Source organism: Catonella sp., from assembly GCF_052173895.1.
In the GTDB taxonomy this organism is placed as follows: Bacteria; Bacillota; Clostridia; order Lachnospirales; family Lachnospiraceae; genus Catonella.
The window spans coordinates 1-19,141 of the sequence record NZ_JBQMXS010000004.1; the positions used below are offsets into that span (position 1 = coordinate 1).

Annotated in this window: 11 protein-coding genes; all 11 read left to right on the forward strand. The window is 31.0% G+C overall.

Translation table 11 applies throughout. The features are described 5' to 3' along the window. The first annotated feature begins 420 nt into the window (after positions 1-420). Positions 421-5,352 (forward strand): sacsin N-terminal ATP-binding-like domain-containing protein, encoded by a 4,932-nt coding sequence (locus ACTTG8_RS01590; protein ID WP_442560371.1) that lies wholly within the window; start codon positions 421-423, stop codon positions 5,350-5,352. Continuing rightward, on the forward strand, positions 5,343-7,019 hold the full coding sequence (locus ACTTG8_RS01595; RefSeq protein WP_442560372.1) for a hypothetical protein: 1,677 nt from the start codon (positions 5,343-5,345) through the stop codon (positions 7,017-7,019). Before ACTTG8_RS01590 ends, ACTTG8_RS01595 begins: the two co-directional genes overlap by 10 nt. Further along, positions 7,019-9,163 carry a DEAD/DEAH box helicase gene (locus ACTTG8_RS01600; RefSeq protein ID WP_442560373.1) on the forward strand — a complete coding sequence of 715 codons (2,145 nt, stop codon included), beginning with the start codon at positions 7,019-7,021 and terminating at the stop codon, positions 9,161-9,163. Before ACTTG8_RS01595 ends, ACTTG8_RS01600 begins: the two co-directional genes overlap by 1 nt. A 77-nt stretch (positions 9,164-9,240) precedes the next feature. After that, the gene (locus ACTTG8_RS01605) at positions 9,241-9,531 is read left to right on the forward strand and encodes a hypothetical protein (protein WP_442560374.1); all 291 of its coding nucleotides are present in this window, start codon (positions 9,241-9,243) and stop codon (positions 9,529-9,531) included. Positions 9,532-9,547: 16 nt separating this feature from the next. Then, positions 9,548-10,243, forward strand: coding sequence for an HAD family hydrolase (locus ACTTG8_RS01610; protein ID WP_442560375.1), 696 nt, complete (start codon positions 9,548-9,550; stop codon positions 10,241-10,243). A 6-nt stretch (positions 10,244-10,249) separates the two neighbouring features. After that, positions 10,250-10,846, forward strand: coding sequence for a histidine phosphatase family protein (locus tag ACTTG8_RS01615; RefSeq protein WP_442560376.1), 597 nt, complete (start codon positions 10,250-10,252; stop codon positions 10,844-10,846). A gap of 18 nt (positions 10,847-10,864) precedes the next feature. After that, complete coding sequence (locus ACTTG8_RS01620) at positions 10,865-13,465, forward strand: tetratricopeptide repeat protein (protein WP_442560377.1); 2,601 nt, start codon at positions 10,865-10,867, stop codon at positions 13,463-13,465. Further along, complete coding sequence (locus ACTTG8_RS01625) at positions 13,458-14,390, forward strand: 1-phosphofructokinase family hexose kinase (RefSeq protein ID WP_442560378.1); 933 nt, start codon at positions 13,458-13,460, stop codon at positions 14,388-14,390. The genes ACTTG8_RS01620 and ACTTG8_RS01625 overlap by 8 nt, the downstream gene beginning before the upstream one ends. A gap of 247 nt (positions 14,391-14,637) precedes the next feature. Continuing rightward, positions 14,638-15,492 carry a hypothetical protein gene (locus tag ACTTG8_RS01630; protein WP_442560379.1) on the forward strand — a complete coding sequence of 285 codons (855 nt, stop codon included), beginning with the start codon at positions 14,638-14,640 and terminating at the stop codon, positions 15,490-15,492. An 82-nt stretch (positions 15,493-15,574) separates the two neighbouring features. Next, positions 15,575-17,254, forward strand: coding sequence for an AAA family ATPase (locus ACTTG8_RS01635; protein ID WP_442560380.1), 1,680 nt, complete (start codon positions 15,575-15,577; stop codon positions 17,252-17,254). Positions 17,255-17,384: 130 nt separating this feature from the next. Then, the gene (locus ACTTG8_RS01640) at positions 17,385-19,139 is read left to right on the forward strand and encodes an AAA family ATPase (RefSeq protein WP_442560381.1); all 1,755 of its coding nucleotides are present in this window, start codon (positions 17,385-17,387) and stop codon (positions 19,137-19,139) included. Positions 19,140-19,141: the final 2 nt, after the last annotated feature.

A 19,141-nucleotide genomic window follows, 5' to 3' on the forward strand; every position in this document is an offset into this window, starting at 1 on the left:
AATAGGGTGTTATTAGGATCTAAGAGGATAGATATTTTGAGGGAAAAGTTGGCAGATGATGCTGATGCAATATTTGGAAGTAAATATGTTGCAAATAATGAAAAAAAGGTGAGAGTTGATATAGCAGTAGCTTAAATGACAGATGTGGTATGATAACCAGAGAAGAAGCCGTATCTTATGGACTTACATTTTTATCACGAAAATATAATTAAGTTTGCGAGTAAAATTCATCTGATGTCAAAGGATACTCTGCTGATGATTTGGTTTGAAGAACATAAACTATAAGGTTGAATCAAAGGGGGTGAGGTAGCGGATCAGAGGTGTATTCTTTAGCCTTGAAATTTAGATACTTTGTAATGAGTATAATGAAAAATATTAACTTGATATTTAAAAAGAAACTAGAGATTGGGGATGCTTGATATGGAACATTATGGTTGGTTAGCTGATGAGAAAGATGTTGAAGAATATAAAGACAACATAAGAAAGACTAAATCATCTGAACTACAATTAGATGATTTTGAAACTATTAAGAATGAGTTTATTAATAATCAATTTGAAATAACAAAAAAAATTAATGTAACTGATAGACCACAAGCATTTGTTGAAATATTGGCAAGAGCGTTCTTATGTGGAATTAATGGTGCTGCAATTACTCATATTTCAGGAGAGCTTACAAAAGAGTATTCACACGAAAGATGTTTTTGTGAGCTAATACAAAATATAGATGATTGCACTTATAGTGGAACGGATTGTCCCAAAGCGAATATCAAATTTGATAAAGAGAATAATACTATAACATTATCATATAATGAAAAGGGGTTTAATTTTACTGATGTAAATGGATTATGTCAATACAATGAAACTTCTAAAATGATATTTGAAAAAAAGGAAGAAAATTCTAATGTATACTATTTGTCTGTTAATCAAGCTGAAAAGAGTATTGAGCAAAGTAAAGAAGATTTGATTTTTTCATATTATCAGACAGGTGAAAAGGGCATTGGATTTAAAGCAATATACCAAATTACAAAGAGAGTTCATATAAAAAGTAATGATTTTGATTTTTATATTATTAATGAGCATTTTAATAATGAAAAAACAAAAAAAATACCTATTCCTATGTGGAATTATTCCAGTAATAATGACAAAAAGTGCGGAACTGAGATAACCTTATACTTAAAAGATACAATAAAGGATAAATTTGAAGAATTAAAGGACAATATTATCAATAAATATTTTTGTGGGAAAATATCTAAAGATGTAGGCAAAGTAAATTTACTCTCTAATAACAATATTTTGTTTACTAAGCAATTGAGTGAAGTGTGTGTTGATACTGATGAAGGGTATAAATATACCAAAAAAGAGGGTAAAATTGATAGTATTGATAATACTCAACTCGAACCTGATGAGGAATTAGATTACTGGGAAGGAATTTATGATGATAAGCAAAATAGATGTTCATATGCTGAACAGAAAGTAACATTTGAATATTCATCTAAAAATCAATCAGATGACAAAATTACTGAAATAGAGATAACAAAATTTCTTAGCACTGTAGAATTTGATGAGGATACGGTTAGGGCTAGGTATCAAGAAAAATTTGAATCTGATGGTTACAATGGAGAGTTATATGCTAGAAAGCAGACAAGAAATATTACTTTTGCTGTAGAAAAAGAAAATGACAAAATTGTGTTAGAGAAAGAGGGTGGTTTTTATACTACCCTCCCATTTGAGTGCAAAACTAATGCACCTTTTTCAGTTGATGCACCATTTATTTTAAACAAAAGCAGATCTAGAATATACTTTCCTAAAAATGATGAGGATGGGTATGCCCAAAATATATTAAAGTGGAATAAAGAAACTCTTAAGAAAGTAAGAGAAGTATATATAAAGTTTTTGCTACAGAACAGAGGAGATATTGAATTTATCAAGAATATGATTTATAAGAAAGGAATATCAGAAGAGGAAATAGATATATCAAAACATTCTGATATCGAACTTACAAAGTATTTAGAGGAAACCATTTGGAAAGTTCCTTATGATGAAGAGCTTATTAGGCTTTCCGGTAAGACTGAAGAGTATAAATCGATTAGAGATGTATATTTCTTCGATAATACTTATTATTATGAATTGCCTCAATATGAAGATTTGGCAAAAGAAATTGATGGTAATAGTCAAAACATTGCTGACAAAGTTTATATTGAGGGTTCTAATAATATATTAAAGTTTAATAATATATTAAAGCCTAATAATATAGAGGCATGGAATAGATATGTGAAAAATGTTATAAATAAAGGAAATTATTTGCAGTGTATAACTACAGAGTTAATTGAAGCATTAAAATCTTCAGGCATGAAATGTTGTTCAGAACTAAAAATATTTAAACTTGAATCTTCATTAGTTTCACAGGATGAGCTTGATGGAATTATTGTGTGGGAAAATGAAAAAAGTTCAGTCGGATGCGTACATACGACATATACGGTGTTACCTAATATTAGTATTGACAATGAGAATATCAAAGAATTTTTTAAAGATTCAGTTATAGATAAGGAACAAAAAGAGGCGTTACAAATCTATATTAAAAATAGTATTGACGAAAAAACTGAAGAGGAAGAAGTTATATGTAAGGGTTATAAATCAGTGCTTTTAGGAGCAAATGCGTTTGAGATTGATTTTTCTGAAATAGATTTTAAGTTTATTGATTACTTTGGTATAAATGATGAAAGTGACTGGTTTTCAAAGTATTTGTGGAAATTGGATTGGTATGAAAGAGAAGAAGAAATCCAGTCAAAATGGGATAATATGGTGATATCCTGCTGTGCCAATTGCAAAGACCGTTTGCCTGAGGTTGCATCACGAATATTTGCTGAAGTTAAACAGGATGATTTGAAAACAAAGATACTTTGTGCTTTATTACGTAAAGATGAAGTTAATAACGAGGGAAATAAAAGTCCCATACGATGCGATAGGGAGTCTATTAGTTTTATATTTGAAGCAATTGATAAGTATTTTGAAATCAATAAAAAATCGGATTTAGGCAGCACTTATAAGAAAATTGAAAATTATTTTCAATTTATGATTGATGATGAGAATCCAATAGAAGGAGACAAAGAATCAGAAGATTTAAAAAAATGTGCAGTTGCTATTTTGAAGGAACTGATTGAAGAAAATAATAAAGTGCAACTAAATGTATATAGTCGTTCCTTCAGGAATGAAAACTATAATTATGTAAAAATAAATGAAATGTTGATATGTAAAGAAAACAAATTCATTGATGGTATAAAAGACTACATTAGTGACTTTGAAGAAAAAGATAAATCTTTATATTTTCAAAATAGATTAGAACTGTTAAAAATGAAAGATAGCATTAGTAAATTCGAATCAGGAAAAGAAAAAGAGTTTATTGAGTCTTTACAGGAATATAGAAAAATACAGTGTGAATGTGGTTTTGATGTTGGTAATTTGCTTGAAGAATTACAGAATAATGGCAAGGTTTGGGCAGAAATATTACAGAATATTAATGATGCTAGAGAGACATTGCCAGATAAGAATACAACAGTAAACGTTGTTATAAATGAGAAAAATAGGACTTTGACAATTGAATATGATGAAAAGGGATTTGATTTTAAGGATATTAAAGGCATTACTGATTTAGGTAATGGTTCTAAAGCAAATTCATCACAAACAGGTGAAAAAGGAATCGGATTTAAATCGGTTTACCGTTGGGCTTATAGAGTAGAGATACATAGTAATGGATTTCATTTTGAAATTGGTCCGGAATCAGAGTTAAAGGATAATATTAGAGTAGAAAACTGCACAGTTCCAAGGTGGCTGGATGATTCAAAAACGGATATTTCCAAAACAAAAATGATTTTGTACTTAAAGAAAGAAACTGATTGTTCAAAGGTTGAAAATGAGATAGCTAACGAAGATGAGTATTTATGCGTAGACAATATAGGTAATTTTGATTTAAAGAAAGAAAGTTCTGAAGGTTCATTGTTTGTATGGAGCAGAGATAATGATGTAAAGAACAATTACTATTATTATGAAAAATTATTGAAGGACTGCGACTACTTTAAAAATGTTAAGTTTAGCGAGTGGATTAAAAGTCGTCAGAGATGGAAAGTACTGACGGATGAGGAAATCAATAATCTTGAAGCAAGTTTAAAAATACAGTATTATTTTAAAAAGGATATACCTAAAGAACCTAAAAAATATATTTGGAAGTATGCAACATTACCATTAATTAAGGAGAATGATAAATATCCTGCTATCATTGTTAATGCACCATTTGCAACTGATATTTCAAGAAATAATACGGAGGGTAGTGCCAAAAATAAAGAATATACTGAAGCTTTAGATTCAATTATAAAATCTCAGTTTGCTAATGCTGTAATGGAGGCATCCAACAAAGAGCAAAAGTATTTTAAGGAAAAAGAGGGAGGGATACTGTTTTATTTAATAGGACTTGATGAATATTTAGATGAGATAAAAGATAAGGAAATTTTCTCTTGTTATTGTAAGGATAATGAGAATCAGATAGTGGAGCTAAAAAAAGCGTTAATGGATATAACCGTAATCAATGATCATTTAATATACTCACTCCTAGAAAATCTGGAAAAAGACAAATTTATAACAGCAATAAATAAAATATGTAGTTATGATAATAATGTAGATAAAAAACAAATCAGGGATAGTTTTATTTTATCTATTATGAAAGATAAAGCAGTTTTGAAGAAAACGGATATGGTTAATTATGATGAAATTGATGAAATAGAAAACAAGATTAAGATTTATAACAAAGAAAATCAAAAGCTAAATACTTATAACCAAGAAAATCAAGAGCTAAATACTCAAAATTTGATTGAGTCTTTTATTAAAGAGCTGAAATTACCTGATGAATGGATCGAGGTAGGTGATGAAAATGAGTTTATGAAGTTTCTTAAAAGTATTTGGAAAAAAATCTATAAAGAATGGGGGGATTTTGACAGAACCTGCCCTATCTATCCTTTTATTGATAAAAATGATAATGGTGGGAAGGTTACAAAATTCGCTGAATTAAAAAAAGATTTTTGGTATTTTGACATAGAAATGAAACATTATTCTACTGATTACTATAAGATAATTGATTTGGACTGGCTATCTAAAAGGCAAAATGAATCAACTGATAGAAATGACGCATTAAAGGTTTTTGATACAACAAGAGATGAGGAAATAAAGAAGTATTCAAAAGAAGTCGAAAAGAAACATCTCGAGGAGCTTTTAGAGAAAGAACAAAAATATACTGATGAATTTTGGAAGATTCTAAAAAAAATTTATGACTTGAAGCAGGGAGGGGAATACGATTGGAAATAAATAATAATAGCTATAATTTGGTCAACTCATTGAAAGAGAAATTATTTTTAGAACCTAATTTTTTTGGAGCCGAAATCGAACTTGAAGAGAAATTAATATCAACAGGCATTGTTGAACTTGAAGGTAAACCTTCATCTTTTGTGGAAGTCGAAGATGACGATTTTTATTCATTTATTATGGGACGTGGAATTCCTACGAATTTTGTTGGTATTGAAGATAAAGACTTTAATATAAGAACTAAAGAACTTTTGGACAGGTTAAACGAGCTAGATGACGAAGAAGAACAAAAGCTATTTGCTCGATTGATTGAATATTTAATATATGACAAATACTGGTTGATACTTAATAGTGATGATGATAGAACAAATTTTTTAAATGTAATTAAAGAACACAAAAATGAGATTCCTATTAAGAATATGGGGGGAGAATACACTAAAAATAATGATGATTCTGTGATTCTATTTGATGAAAAAAATGAAGATAGAGGTGAGTTTAAAAAGTTTTTCATCGAACAAAAAGAAGATAAACATTATAATGAATATGTAGAGGCATTAGGAGTGAAGTCTCCTAAAGAATTTGTTCATAGTATTAAGTGGTTTGAGAAAATTAATATTAATTTCGTGAAATATTTGTACCGGCGATATAAAGGGGAAGTGGATGAGAATGAATTGTTATCATATTTGAAGATAAAACTTGACTCAAAACTTGACTCAGAAGAGCGGAAATATGTTTTAGATTTTATTTTTGATTATGCTCTTTTAGAGAAGAAGCATGAATGGGAAGTTTATCTTCTTCTTAGACCTGACGAACTTATTAATTATGGAGAGAAGATAAACGATTTATATAGAGATAATGACCACAACAAAAATTGTATTGAGTTAGTTGGTTATATTGATAAAAATGGATACAATGATATTATTTCAGAAATTATTAATGAAATTTTAGAGGAGTTAAAATTTGCTGATAATGAAAAAGTTGAAAGAATAAAGCATGACTTAAAAATAGAAAATATGGTTCTTTGTGTTTCAGAATCAAAACAGAAACCTGTTGGGTATACTGTATTGGCAGATGATAAAATATACTTATGGCATCAGTCAAACCACAGAAAATATAGAGAATGTATAATTAAGTATATTGTGGACAAATATGAAATTAAACTTGATACACGTTCATATTCTATGTCTGCAATCGATATGGATTCTTCTATAGAAGTAGCAGATGTAGACCAAAATGATCTTGATGAATTATTAGCTCACGAAATTGAATGGAATAAAGAGGAAATTGATGTAAAAAAACGAATATTGATGGAACCATATTATTTCAAGAAGAAATTTTATCCGGGGTATGCAAAAACCTGCCCACTATGTAATAAGTTGGTTGTGACTGAAATTACATCGATGAGAATTAAGTCTATTTATATAAAAGAAGAAGAAACAAAATACAAGTATGATTTTATTTGTTGTAATACCTGTGCAGATTTATTTTATTATTGTGAAAATCAACCGGTTATAAAGGGATTAGATGAGATTGGGAATTTTAATTCGGAGATTCAGCTGGAGTTTTATTTTGAACCACATTATCGGTACACTCCTTATGAAATCAGCTTTAAACCAAGACCAGTTCATAGAAATGTTTTATTACGACAGAAGAAAGGGAGTAAAACTTAATGAGAAGAGAAAAAGAGAAAATTCCATATGCCTTGTATAATTGTCCATTGAGATTTAATCCTTTCCAGTACGAGCCTTTTTGGTTATGGAATAAACAAGATGATAAAAAAAGGATGTATATAGCTGATGAAGTTGGACTTGGTAAAACGATTGAAGTAGGAATAATCATTAAAGAAGAATTGATGAGAAAAGAAAATTGTGGGAAGTTTTTAATTGTGGCACCACGCTTTTTGTGTGAGCAATGGAAAGAACAATTATACGAACTATTCAATATAAAAAGTATTATATATCCTTCTAAGAAGAAAAATGAGGATATGTATGATGTTATTGTATTACCAATATCGCGTTTGAAGGATTTTAAAGACAATAAAGAGGAAATGTTGAAATGTGTTAGTACAATAATAGTGGATGAAGCTCATTATTTTAGAAATTGTTCAGATACTGCAAGATATGAGAATCTCAGAAAAATTATTAACCAAATCAGCAATAGGGTATTTATGTCTGCAACACCTATAAATAATTATTCGACTGATTGGGAAAATCAAATAAAATTGTTGAGTCCAAACTCAAATAGTGAAGATTTTAACAATTTGACACATAGTAAAAAATCGGAAGCTTTTCCGTATTGTAAAATAAGAGAAATAAATACAATCTATTGTTCTTTGACTTACGAAGAGAAGGAATTTTATAATACTACTGATATGATTTCAGATACAGAGTTTGCAAAGACTATATTTAGGCATATAGGCGCCAGTAGTTTATATGCATTAGACTGTTGCTACAAAAATAATGGTTTTGATGAATTAGAGTGGGGAATGATAAAAGAATCATTTTCAGAAGATTTGAATTGTGACCTGAAAGAGATTGGAGAAATAGAGACGGATAAAAAAACACCGGATAAAGATAGTAAAGCGGAAAAACTTTATGATATCCTTAATAAAAAAATGCTAAACGAAGAGACCAACAATAAAACAGTAATTTTTGCTCATTATCTTGCTACCTGTGAATATTTGGTTGAATATCTGGCGGGAAAAGATGAATTTTATATTGACTCAAATAGGTCTTCTTGTAATGAAAAGATTAGAATATTTTCAATTAAAGGAAAGATGAGTCAAATAGAGCAACAAAGGATAGCAAAGCAGTTTAAGGAATATCCTGGGAAGGCTATCTTAATTTGTAGTGATGTTTGTAAGGAGGGTGTTAATCTCCAATGTGCCAACATATTAATTAATTATGATTTGCCGTTCAATCCGGCAATTATGGAACAAAGAATTGGTCGTGTGGATAGAGTAGGGCAATCTAAGGATATATATATTTATAATTTTGTAGTAGAGGACACATATGATATTACAGTATACTATCAATTTATTCTAGGCAAGTTGGATACTATACATTATTTTTCTGAAAAATTAGGGTTGAATGAACTTAAAATTACTAGTGAAGATAGTAAAGATGATGAAGATAAAATTATTGGAGACTCTATAAATAAAGCATATGAATTTGCAAAAAATTACAAGCGCAATGTAAACGATGGAGATATAGATTCAGAAAATAAAAAACTTAGTGAGTTAAAGGAATATCTAACTAATTACTTACTATCTGCAAAAAGTCTAAAACTTCAAGGGGTAGAAGAAAAACAAAGATATCTTTGTGAAAAGAAAAATCTGGAAGATAAAGAAATAATTGACAATATAGAATGGTGGATAACTGAAGTAATTAAAATTAAAAAAATTATGAAGACAGAGGAAAATATTGATTCATTTAACGATAAGCTTGCTTGGTTTAATGAAACATATGGAGAGCCGGATAACAGAGATTATGAAATTACTATTAGTAAAGATCAGATAATACAACTATTTCAGATAGGTGAAAATAGAAGATGGCTTAAGGGATTCTTAAATTTAGATGAGAAAAATGGTGGATTTGACGTATATAAATATCTTGAAAATACTCAGGATATTGACGGGGCAAAAGAAAAACTTGTGGTAAAAGAAAGTCCGGTGACAATATCTTATGACTATCTTGATCCTGAAATAAATAAAACAGGAATGTGTGATAAAGATTGGGATGAGTATTTAGAGCAGTTTGTGCCATATGAGATAAAGGATTTAATAGAAAACCGGCAAATAAATAGTAACTGCTAAGGCATTGTGATAGAGGATTATGACACCTATATCATAAATTATATAAAAGATAAAATAAATTTAGGAGGTATGAGATTATGTCAGAATATATGATAACAAAATCATCAATCATCAACCGCTGTAACAAAGACGGTAAACTTCATCTCCTTTTTACTGAAAGAGAGCGACCTTGTAGTGAAGCGTATTTAAAAGAGTTATATGACAACGATGGCAATAAATGTAGCAGATATTTTATTGATATTTCATCTATAGAAGAAGCTGATGAACTTGGTGATAAATATGATGTGGATGTTCTTATTACAAGAAATCTTGACTTTGATGGGATTATATCCTTAGTATTATATGATGAGGAGATAAAGCAGAATTAGGAATAGAGGTTCAACTATGATAAAAAAAAGACCGAAATGTATTTTATTTGATTTTGATAGGACAATGGTTTTTCTTTATAGTGATCGGAATTTATTGTCCGAATTAGGAAGGCTGATGACAGAATTCTATTGTGAGTATATTCCTCTAGAGTATGATTCTGTTAAAGATGGATATTTTGTTTGGCATGAAGCGCATAGAGAGGTTGAAAAAAAATATGATTCTGTTAAGGCATTGGAAATTAATAGAAAAGCAGAACAAATAGTAACAAGTTTCGAAATGAAATTGGTAAAAGAAAAGCAATTATTTGCAGATGTTGTTGATACGATAAAAAAAATGTATGATGAAGGTGTATGTCTAGGCATTGTTTCAAGTAATAGCACCAGTATTATAGAGGCAAAACTTCAATGCGAAGGAATTATAGATTGTTTTAAGGTGATATATGGAAGAGAGATTCCGTTTGATCCTGATAAATTAAAACCAAGTTCGTATCCACTTATTTCGGCAATAAATGAACTTGGATTCGACAAAACGGAAGTTTGGTATGTTGGGGATGATATTATTGATATTGATGCTGCAAGAAGAGCTGGAATATCAGTGGTTGGAATGGCAACAGGTAATTATACTATGGAAGAATTATGCGAAAGAGGGGCTGACATAACAGCTGATTCAATGAAATCACTATATAAATATTTTGAAATACTGGAGATATAATATAAAATGAATATTTATTTAATTAGACATGCACAGACTACAATGAATGCAAAGGGGAAAGTCTTTTCAGGAATATCAGATGTTTCTTTATCAACTAATGGGATAGAATGTACGCAAAAAATTGCAAATAGTGGATTGTGGGATGAAATAGAACATATATATATATCTCCATTAATTCGCACCAGACAAACAGCAGATATTTTATTTGGGACAAATAATACATATACAGTAGTTAATGAATTTGCTGAGATGGATTTTGGAGATTACGAAGGAAAAAGCATGCCTATTGATTATGTGTCAGACCCTATTTTCTTCAAATGGGTCAATGATCCCGAAAATTTGTCATTTCCTAATGGAGGAAATTTGAAAGTTCATGCAATGAACGCTTATAAAGCTTTGAAAAATATTGCTGAGAATAAAGAATATACTAATGTGGCGATTGTATCTCATGCTACGACAATACGGTTGATTTTATCAATAATATTAACTGATAGTATTTTAAATTTTAGGAAAATTCCTTGTGATAATATTGGTGTTTCACTTATTACAGTGGATCAAGGATGTGCAAAGGTAAAATATATTAATGCACCTATTGGTATTTAGAGGAGGATATAATATTTTATGGGAAAGAAAACAATTAGAAAGGATATTTTATCGATTGAGGAAGAACCCTTTTTTGACAGAGATGAGGCAAGAAAAGAATTTTGGAGATGTTATGACGAAGTTAAAGAAACTGGTAACTTTCAAGTAATTATGTACTATGGGCTTGGTGGAATGGGGAAAAGTTCTCTTTTGCATCAACTTGAAAAGGAAGTTAAAGAAAGGGATAAAAAGTCTGTATATGTATATTATGATTTTAATGATGGTCAAGATTCAGTAGTTGTATTGAGGAGAATTGCAAAAGATTTACAAGATAATTATAACATGAAATTTCCTATATTTTTATATGCAGTATATGCTTATATGGTTAAATGTGGTATAAATTCAGAACAAAATGAGATAAAAAGTGTGTTGGACGACATCCCTGTTTTGAGAGAGGCATTTGAAGTTATGAATTTTTTGCCAGGTATCAGTACTTTTTCGCAACCTATTGAATGGCTGGTGGATAAAGTGTGTGGTACTGTTCAAAAGGTAAAAAAGTTTAAAGCTAAGGAAATGATTGAAATAATTAATAATGCTTCGAAGGAAAAACTGCATGATATCATATCAGGATTATTTATTACTGAAATGAATGAGAATTTAAATGAATTAGGGAATCCTATCTTTGTATTAGTTTTGGATACATACGAGAGATTAGTTAATGAACTATCTGCAATAGGGACACCATTAGAAAATGATTTGTGGCTTCGTGATGATAATGACGGTATTTTATTACATATAGAGAACCTAGTTTGCGTATTAGCAGGACGTGAAGAATTAAAATGGAGAAATATAGATTCGGACTGGGATGATGAAGTTTTGTCGCAGATTGAGATTGATACACTTGATGAATATTACTCAGTTCAACTTCTGGAAAGACATAATATAAAAGAAGATAATATACAAAGAAAAATATTGGAGGTTACAAACGGTATGCCTCTATATTTGGATATTTGTGTCGATACTTATAAAAGTGTAAAGTCAAGAGAAGATAGTATAACTATTGATTTATTTGATAATAAAATTGAGAAAATGGCAAAGAGATTGCTTACATATATGTCAGATGAAGAAAAAGATGTGTTGTATTTATTATCTTGTCTAGGACGTTGGGATGACGATGAGTTTTTTAAAATAAATGATATATTATACAGAGATGCAGTTAATACAAGGATATATCAAAAGATATTAGAATTAACATTTGTACGTCAAGATCCTGATGGCTATTATATTCATCAAACAATGCAAGAAATAATGATTCAATATTGTGAATTGAAAAAAATCTATAAGTTTGTGCAAGCTATCTATAATTGTGCAGATTTAGTTACAACAGAAGGATACAAGTATATTTATTTAGTTTCAAAAATATGTGCCATAAGAAAAGATAAAGAGTTGATAACCTGGTGGATGAATAATATTATTCCTGTACTGGAGTTATATATAGATACATTTTATTTAAGCCAATTTATAACAATATATGAGTTGTTATTTGAGATTATAGATGATTATAGTTTGAATTCGTTATATTTGAATTATTTGTTAAAAAAAGGAGATTATGTTAATTCTAATACTTACATTGAAAAAAATAAGAGAATTTTAGAGAAAAATGATAATTTGAATTCATTACAATTTATGCTAACTGCATCATATTATTATTACATAAAAGGAAGAGATTCTGAGGCTATGGAGTTGAGACAATATGTTTATGATAAAAGAATGGAAACTTTGGGAGCTAGTCATCGAGATACTGTAAGGACAGGATTAGCATTAGCAGCATCTCTTTCTAGAGTTGGAAAATATAGTGAATCTATTGTATTGGGTAATAGTTGTAGAGAACTATTAAAAGATAGTAATGGTGGGTATGATTCGATCATTTCAGTTGCAAAGAATCAGCTGGGTGACTCCTATTTTCGTTTAGGTAAATTTGATGATGCATTAACTGTATATGAAGAAGTTTATAGGAATAGAAAAGAATGGCTAGGAAAAAAGAATAATTCTACTATGATAGCATATAATCACATTGCAGATTGTTATGTATGCATTGGTAAACATGATGAAGCACTCAGGATATATAATGAGGTATTGAGTGTTCGTATTTCTGAGCTTAATATTGAGGAAGCCTATGAGTATTTTGTAGATGGAACTGCTTATATGTCACATGACCATGCTGATACTGTAATTGTATATAATAATATGGCAGTATGCCTTATGTATTTAAATAAATGGAATGAAGCAAAAACAATTTTAAAAGAAGTTGTAGCCAAAAGAAGAGCTTTACTTGCTGACACTGCTCCTGCAACCTTGGGAGCTATGGAAAATTTAGCAATTTGTGAGTATTACTTAGGTGAATATGATAATGCTATTTTTCATATTCGATATGTAGTAGACTCCTTGAAAAATAGCATATCGGAAGACCATTATGACATGATTATAGCTAGGTATCATATGAGTTTGATAGAAAGTAATAATAAATGGGATTTTGAAAAAGAATTCGGAGAACATCTTTCATTTAATGTATTTTATAGTAAACTGATTAAAGAAGGCAGTTTTATCGGATACTTTAGTTTAGGGAGATATTATGAGTAAAATTATAACGCTTACGCTCAATAGTGCAATAGAGGAAGTTGCTTTTATAGATGATAGAGAGGGAAAAGAAAAAATTCTAGATATGAAAAAATATTATACAGGGAAAGCTGTAAATACTGGTTTAGCCCTCTCTAATGTAGGATGTAAATGTGAGATGGTCATAGTTTGTGGAGAAAATACATGTGAAGCATTTTCTGCTTTTTCTAATGTGACTAGATTGGTTTCAGTGTTTCCTGTTTTGGGGGACACAAGAATTAATAGAACTAATGTTTATATAGGTGATCGAGAAGAAAAAATCATTAATAAAGGCTATTGCATGAGTGATAATATTGCTCATAAAGTTTTTCAGTATGTTATTGAACATGCTGAAAAAGATGATTTAATAATGATTGCTGGTAGTTTACCTGAAGGGGTAACTGATTGTTGGTATTGTGAATTAATAGTTGCATTGAAGAAAATGGGAGCTAAAGTCCTTTTTGATGCAGCTGGTAGCACACTTGTGGCAGGAGTGAAGAATTCGCCATTTTATATTAAACCAAATGAAGAGGAAATAAGAGCGTTGATTGGGAACTACAAACAAGAGAATCTGACTGAGTGTATTAAAAATATTTCCAAGAAGAATAATATAGAAAATGTTATAGTGTCATTAGGTAAAAAAGGAGTTATGGGGTATAATTCTAAGTGTAATGAATTGTATCAGGTATTTTCTGAGCAAGAGTTTGGTTCAAATACCATGACGACAGGCTGCGGAGATTCATTCAATGCAGGTTTCATATATGGAACTGTATTAACAAAATCTTTTTTGCAATCGCTCATCTATGGAGTTGCTTTTGCCAGTGCCAATCTTATTGCTGGATTTCCTGAAAAAATAAGTATGGATATTGTCGAAGAGTGTGTTCAACATATAAAATATCAAATGATGTGATATCAGTCAACTCAACTGACAGAAATAAGAAGATGTAGTTGGTAGCAGGATGCTTAGCATACTAGGAGAAAATGAAACAGTCCCGCTATTTGTGGAATATATAATTAACTCAATCTGAAGAAAGCAACTTTCTTCAGATTTTTTATTTTCCCTCTCTATCTGTCAAAATTGACAGATGTTTTTCTTGAAACTATGTTAAACTAATTAAAATGAGAACGATGAATGAGCAGATAAGAGAGGTAAAAATATGGAAAAAGCAACGGTAAATATGAAAAACTGGAAACTTAGAACTAGAGGCGAAGATTATAACTTATCAGGGACTGCAGACAGCCATCCGAGGCTTGGCAATAATACATATATAGGCTGCACTTCATACTTAGTTAGCTATACATTAGAAGACGATATTTTAACTTATGAAACAAGAAATACTATTTATATCTGCCCATTAAAATATATGGTAGAAGCAGATGAAGGCTCTAAAGCCAGCATCTTAAAAGAGTACTATGAGAGTCCCGAGCTTACAGAACACCTTAATGAGCTTATGCTGATTGGCCAGAGAGAAAGAGAAGAAGAAAAGAAAAAGTACGAAGAGCATCTGCTAGAAGTCGCAAAAGGGTATGAGGACTGTATTTATATTGAAATGAAAAGAATTACAAATGGAGATATGCTTGCTTATAATATAGGAGGCAAGGCAGGACTTGTTGAGCCACATAAGCATATTAGTGACAGGCAGGATAGTATTTTGTATATGAGATATCAGGAAGATGATGAGGAAGCAAGCCTTGATTTTAGGTATTGGCCTATGGAAGATCCGGATGATATACCAGTGTTTGTGATGAACGATGAAGGTGAATTTGTTGAATTACCAAGAGAGCGTAAAGTGAAAGAAAAGCAAGAAGTTGTCACATATAGCTGGTCAGATAATATAAAAAGAGCAGTTATAAAAAATGACTCCCACATTCTTATAGAATTTAATGGCGTAGATATAGCTATTGGTGAGACAAAGGTATTTGGGGCAGACCGTCATGTAGAGGGATTACTTAGTCCGGACTGCTATAATGGGAAATCCTGCTTAACTCCGGGAGAAAAGAGAAATGATTGATTAAGAGAAATGAATTATGTATAATATATGTATAACGAAAGAATTTACATATATTTTCATTTAAGGCTCAAAGGAGAACTAAATGGCGGACATCAATCTTCCGGTCGGCAACTCAAACTTTGCTGACATTATAGAGAATAATTACTACTATGTGGACAAAACCGGGCTTATAGAGGAGATCCTGCGTGATAGAGGAGTCCAGGTAACTTTGATTACCAGACCTAGGCGCTTTGGGAAGACTCTTGCAATGACTATGCTTGCTGAATTTTTTGATATTACCAAAAGCAGCAAGTCTGTTTTTGATGGGCTTAATATCGCTAAAAACAGTGAGCTTATGGAAAAATGGCTGAATAAGTGGCCGGTGGTATATATTTCATTTAAAGATGTGGTAGGGATTGATTTTACAAAAAGTTATGGGATGCTAAAAAATACAATATCAGATTTATTTATAAAAAACTATTATCTCAAAGATAGCAGCAAAGTAAATGAAATAGATAAAAAAGTGTTTTTAGAAATAGCTGATAAAGTAGAGGGCAGGCCTACAGATGATCAGATTAAAACAAGTCTTGCACTGCTTATGAGGATGCTAAAAGCTCATTATGACAGGCCTGTAATTTTGCTTATAGATGAGTATGATGTTCCGCTTGCAAAGGCAAGCGAGGATAAGGAACACTATGAAAAAATGCTCGATATTGTAAAACCTATGCTTAGTTCTGCTATTAAGGACAATCAGGCATTGAAGCTGGGAGTGGTTACAGGCTGTCTTAGGATAGCTAAGGAAAGCATATTTACAGGAACCAATAATTTCGTTTCAGATACAATATCAGATATAAGGCTGAATGAGTATTTTGGGTTTACTCAAAATGAGGTTGACAAAATTTTAACAGAGTCAAAATTAGAATTTGCCGCTGGAGATATAAAAAAATGGTATGATGGATATCATTTTGGAGAAACCGATGTATATTGTCCTTGGAATGTTATGAATTATGTAAATAGCTTACAGAACAACCCTAAAGCGAAACCGGTAGGATATTGGAAAAACTCGAGTGACAATATGATAATTCGTTCATTCATTGATAGTGCAAAAGGAGCAATTACAGGGAAAATAGAGACTCTGCTTTCTGGAGGCAATATTATAGAGAATATCAATGAAGATTTGACATATCAGAATTTACACGAATCTGAAGACAATCTATGGAGCATACTATATCTTACAGGTTACTTGACTTTGGAAAAAAAAGAAGAGAGTTTTTGTGTATCTGAAAATGGTTTTAGCTTAAAAATACCTAATTTAGAGGTGAAAACTATATTCGAAGATACGATAAAAAAATGGTTTGAAGACAGTGCTAAGTCGTGGGATAGAAATAAGCTTTTTCATGCAGTCTGGAATGGCGATGACAGAGTGATTACCGATGAAATGACAAAGCTGCTTAGGAAGACTATCAGTTATCATGATTACAAAGAAGATTTTTATCATGCATTTTTGGCTGGAATATTTGCAGGAGCTGGATATGCAGTAGAGTCAAATAGGGAGCATGGAGAAGGCAGGAGTGATATTTTAATCAAAGATTTTGAAGAGAGTAAAGCTGTAATTTTTGAAGTAAAATGTTCAAAGCAGGTAAAAGACCTTGAGAGAGACTGTCAAAAGGCAAAAGAACAGATAGAAGATAAAAATTATGGAACAGAAATGGATGATGAAGGCATTGATGTAAAAGCATATGGAATATCATTTTGGAAAAAAAGATGTATGGTAATTATATAGCAAACTTAATCTGAAGAGAGACAAAACTTTCTTCAGATTTTTTATTTCTACCCAAATCTGTCAAATTTGACAGATGATTTCTTCTAAGCTATGTTAAACTTATTATGAGTAAATGATAAAAGGAGTAGCCATGTCTTATTGTAAGAAGTTTTTGCCCTATAGCAGGGACAATGTACCCTTTGTGATATTAAAAGAGCGAATAGAAAATGTATCAGGAAATGAATGTCTTATAAAGAGAGCCTGCCTTGCACTGTCAGCAGGAGGGATACTGAAAAGACCGCCTTATGAAGAAGACCTGTTTAATACATATGGTATAAGCTGCGATTATATTGATGAAGAGAGTATAGCTGAGATTTACGAAAATTGTCCTTTGATAGACAGAAACATCATCATAGTCACTGAGCAAGAGGAAGTAGGAGTAAAGGCAGGGGTACTTTTAGCAAATTATGTAAAAATACTGCAGAAAGTATATGTAGATGCAGAGCTTGAAGAAAATGGTTATGACATTTATGATGATGAAGATGAGGGAGAAGTCGAGGGTATACTTCATTATGACAACTTTGATGAAGGGTTTAGTGTGTTTAATTTTACTTCAAATAAAGGGCTGGTAGAAATTTGTGATGTGATAGACCTTTCATTTGTACCGGAAGATGTAAAGGGAGAGTATCATTATGGCGACAGATTTACAAAAAGCCTGACGCCTTTTGTAATTGTGACAGGGCTAAAGCCTGATAGATATCTTGAAGCAAGGCTCTCAGGCATAGCTACAAGCAGGAATGCGCTAAGAATAATGGTTATTAATCATGATACATATTTTAAGCACGAAATGCAAGTTTACCTTATGGATAAGGACTGCACTACTGTTGTAGTGGATGCTGTAGAAGATTCATACTACGAAGGCGTATTAAAAAGGCTTTTGGCATTGCAGGAGCTTAAAATAAAAGAAGAAAATATAAGCAGGTTCATATTTAGGACAAAGCGTATATTTGGAAAAAACTTTTCAGAAGAAATGCTTGTTAAAATTGTAACAGATGCTAAAAAATCTAAAGATAAAGCAAGAGATAAAGGCAATGGAGAGACAGATGAAAAATATTTTGGAAGATTTTTTGAAAAGGAAGACAGTGCGAGAGAAAAACTTAGCAAAATGAATGGCCTTACTGAATTCAAGGCTTTAGTTAAAGAATACTTGGCTGTCTTAAAAGCAGAGAGAGAAAATAAGAATCTTAAAACTATGCATAGAAACTTGATATTTACAGGAAGGCCGGGTACAGGCAAAACTACTTGTGCAAAGCTCCTTGCAGACATTTTATCTGAAGAAGGTATGACCAATGCTACATTTAATATGGTGAGCAGAGCTGACATCATAGGAAAGTATATAGGCCAGACTGCGCCTAAGATTACAGAGCTTTTCAATAATTCAAGGAATGGCATTATTTTTGTGGATGAGGCCGGATTTTTTGCAAATGATGCAGAAAGTGCCAATAGCTTTGTAAAAGAGGCAATTAAAGAGTTTGTAAGGTATATGGAACTTTATCCTGATGTGATAGTTATCTTTGCTTTATATGATAATGAACTGCAAGACTTTTTGAGATTGGATAAGGGGCTTGAATCAAGGATAAGGAAGACTATATATTTTAAGGATTATAGTGTACCTGAGCTGGTGAGGATTTTTGAAGAAAAGCTTGATGAAAATGGATATAGTATGGCGAAAAATTTGGGAGAAAAGCTTGAAGAAATTTTTGAAAATGAAATAAAGTCAGAGAATTTTGCTAATGCAAGGACTGTAAGAAAGCTTGTAGAGGAAGCAATTACAAAGTTTGGCATAAGGACTTTTAGGGAAGAAAACCCTGAAAGAGTGATAATTTTAGAAGATATATCAAGATAGGC

Coding starts and splice junctions, on each gene's coding strand:
- ACTTG8_RS01590 (WP_442560371.1), top strand. CDS start 421: ATGGAACATTATGGTTGGTTAGCTGATGAGAAAGATGTTGAAGAATAT.
- ACTTG8_RS01600 (WP_442560373.1), top strand. CDS start 7,019: ATGAGAAGAGAAAAAGAGAAAATTCCATATGCCTTGTATAATTGTCCA.
- ACTTG8_RS01605 (WP_442560374.1), top strand. CDS start 9,241: ATGTCAGAATATATGATAACAAAATCATCAATCATCAACCGCTGTAAC.
- ACTTG8_RS01610 (WP_442560375.1), top strand. CDS start 9,548: ATGATAAAAAAAAGACCGAAATGTATTTTATTTGATTTTGATAGGACA.
- ACTTG8_RS01615 (WP_442560376.1), top strand. CDS start 10,250: ATGAATATTTATTTAATTAGACATGCACAGACTACAATGAATGCAAAG.
- ACTTG8_RS01620 (WP_442560377.1), top strand. CDS start 10,865: ATGGGAAAGAAAACAATTAGAAAGGATATTTTATCGATTGAGGAAGAA.
- ACTTG8_RS01625 (WP_442560378.1), top strand. CDS start 13,458: ATGAGTAAAATTATAACGCTTACGCTCAATAGTGCAATAGAGGAAGTT.
- ACTTG8_RS01630 (WP_442560379.1), top strand. CDS start 14,638: ATGGAAAAAGCAACGGTAAATATGAAAAACTGGAAACTTAGAACTAGA.
- ACTTG8_RS01635 (WP_442560380.1), top strand. CDS start 15,575: ATGGCGGACATCAATCTTCCGGTCGGCAACTCAAACTTTGCTGACATT.
- ACTTG8_RS01640 (WP_442560381.1), top strand. CDS start 17,385: ATGTCTTATTGTAAGAAGTTTTTGCCCTATAGCAGGGACAATGTACCC.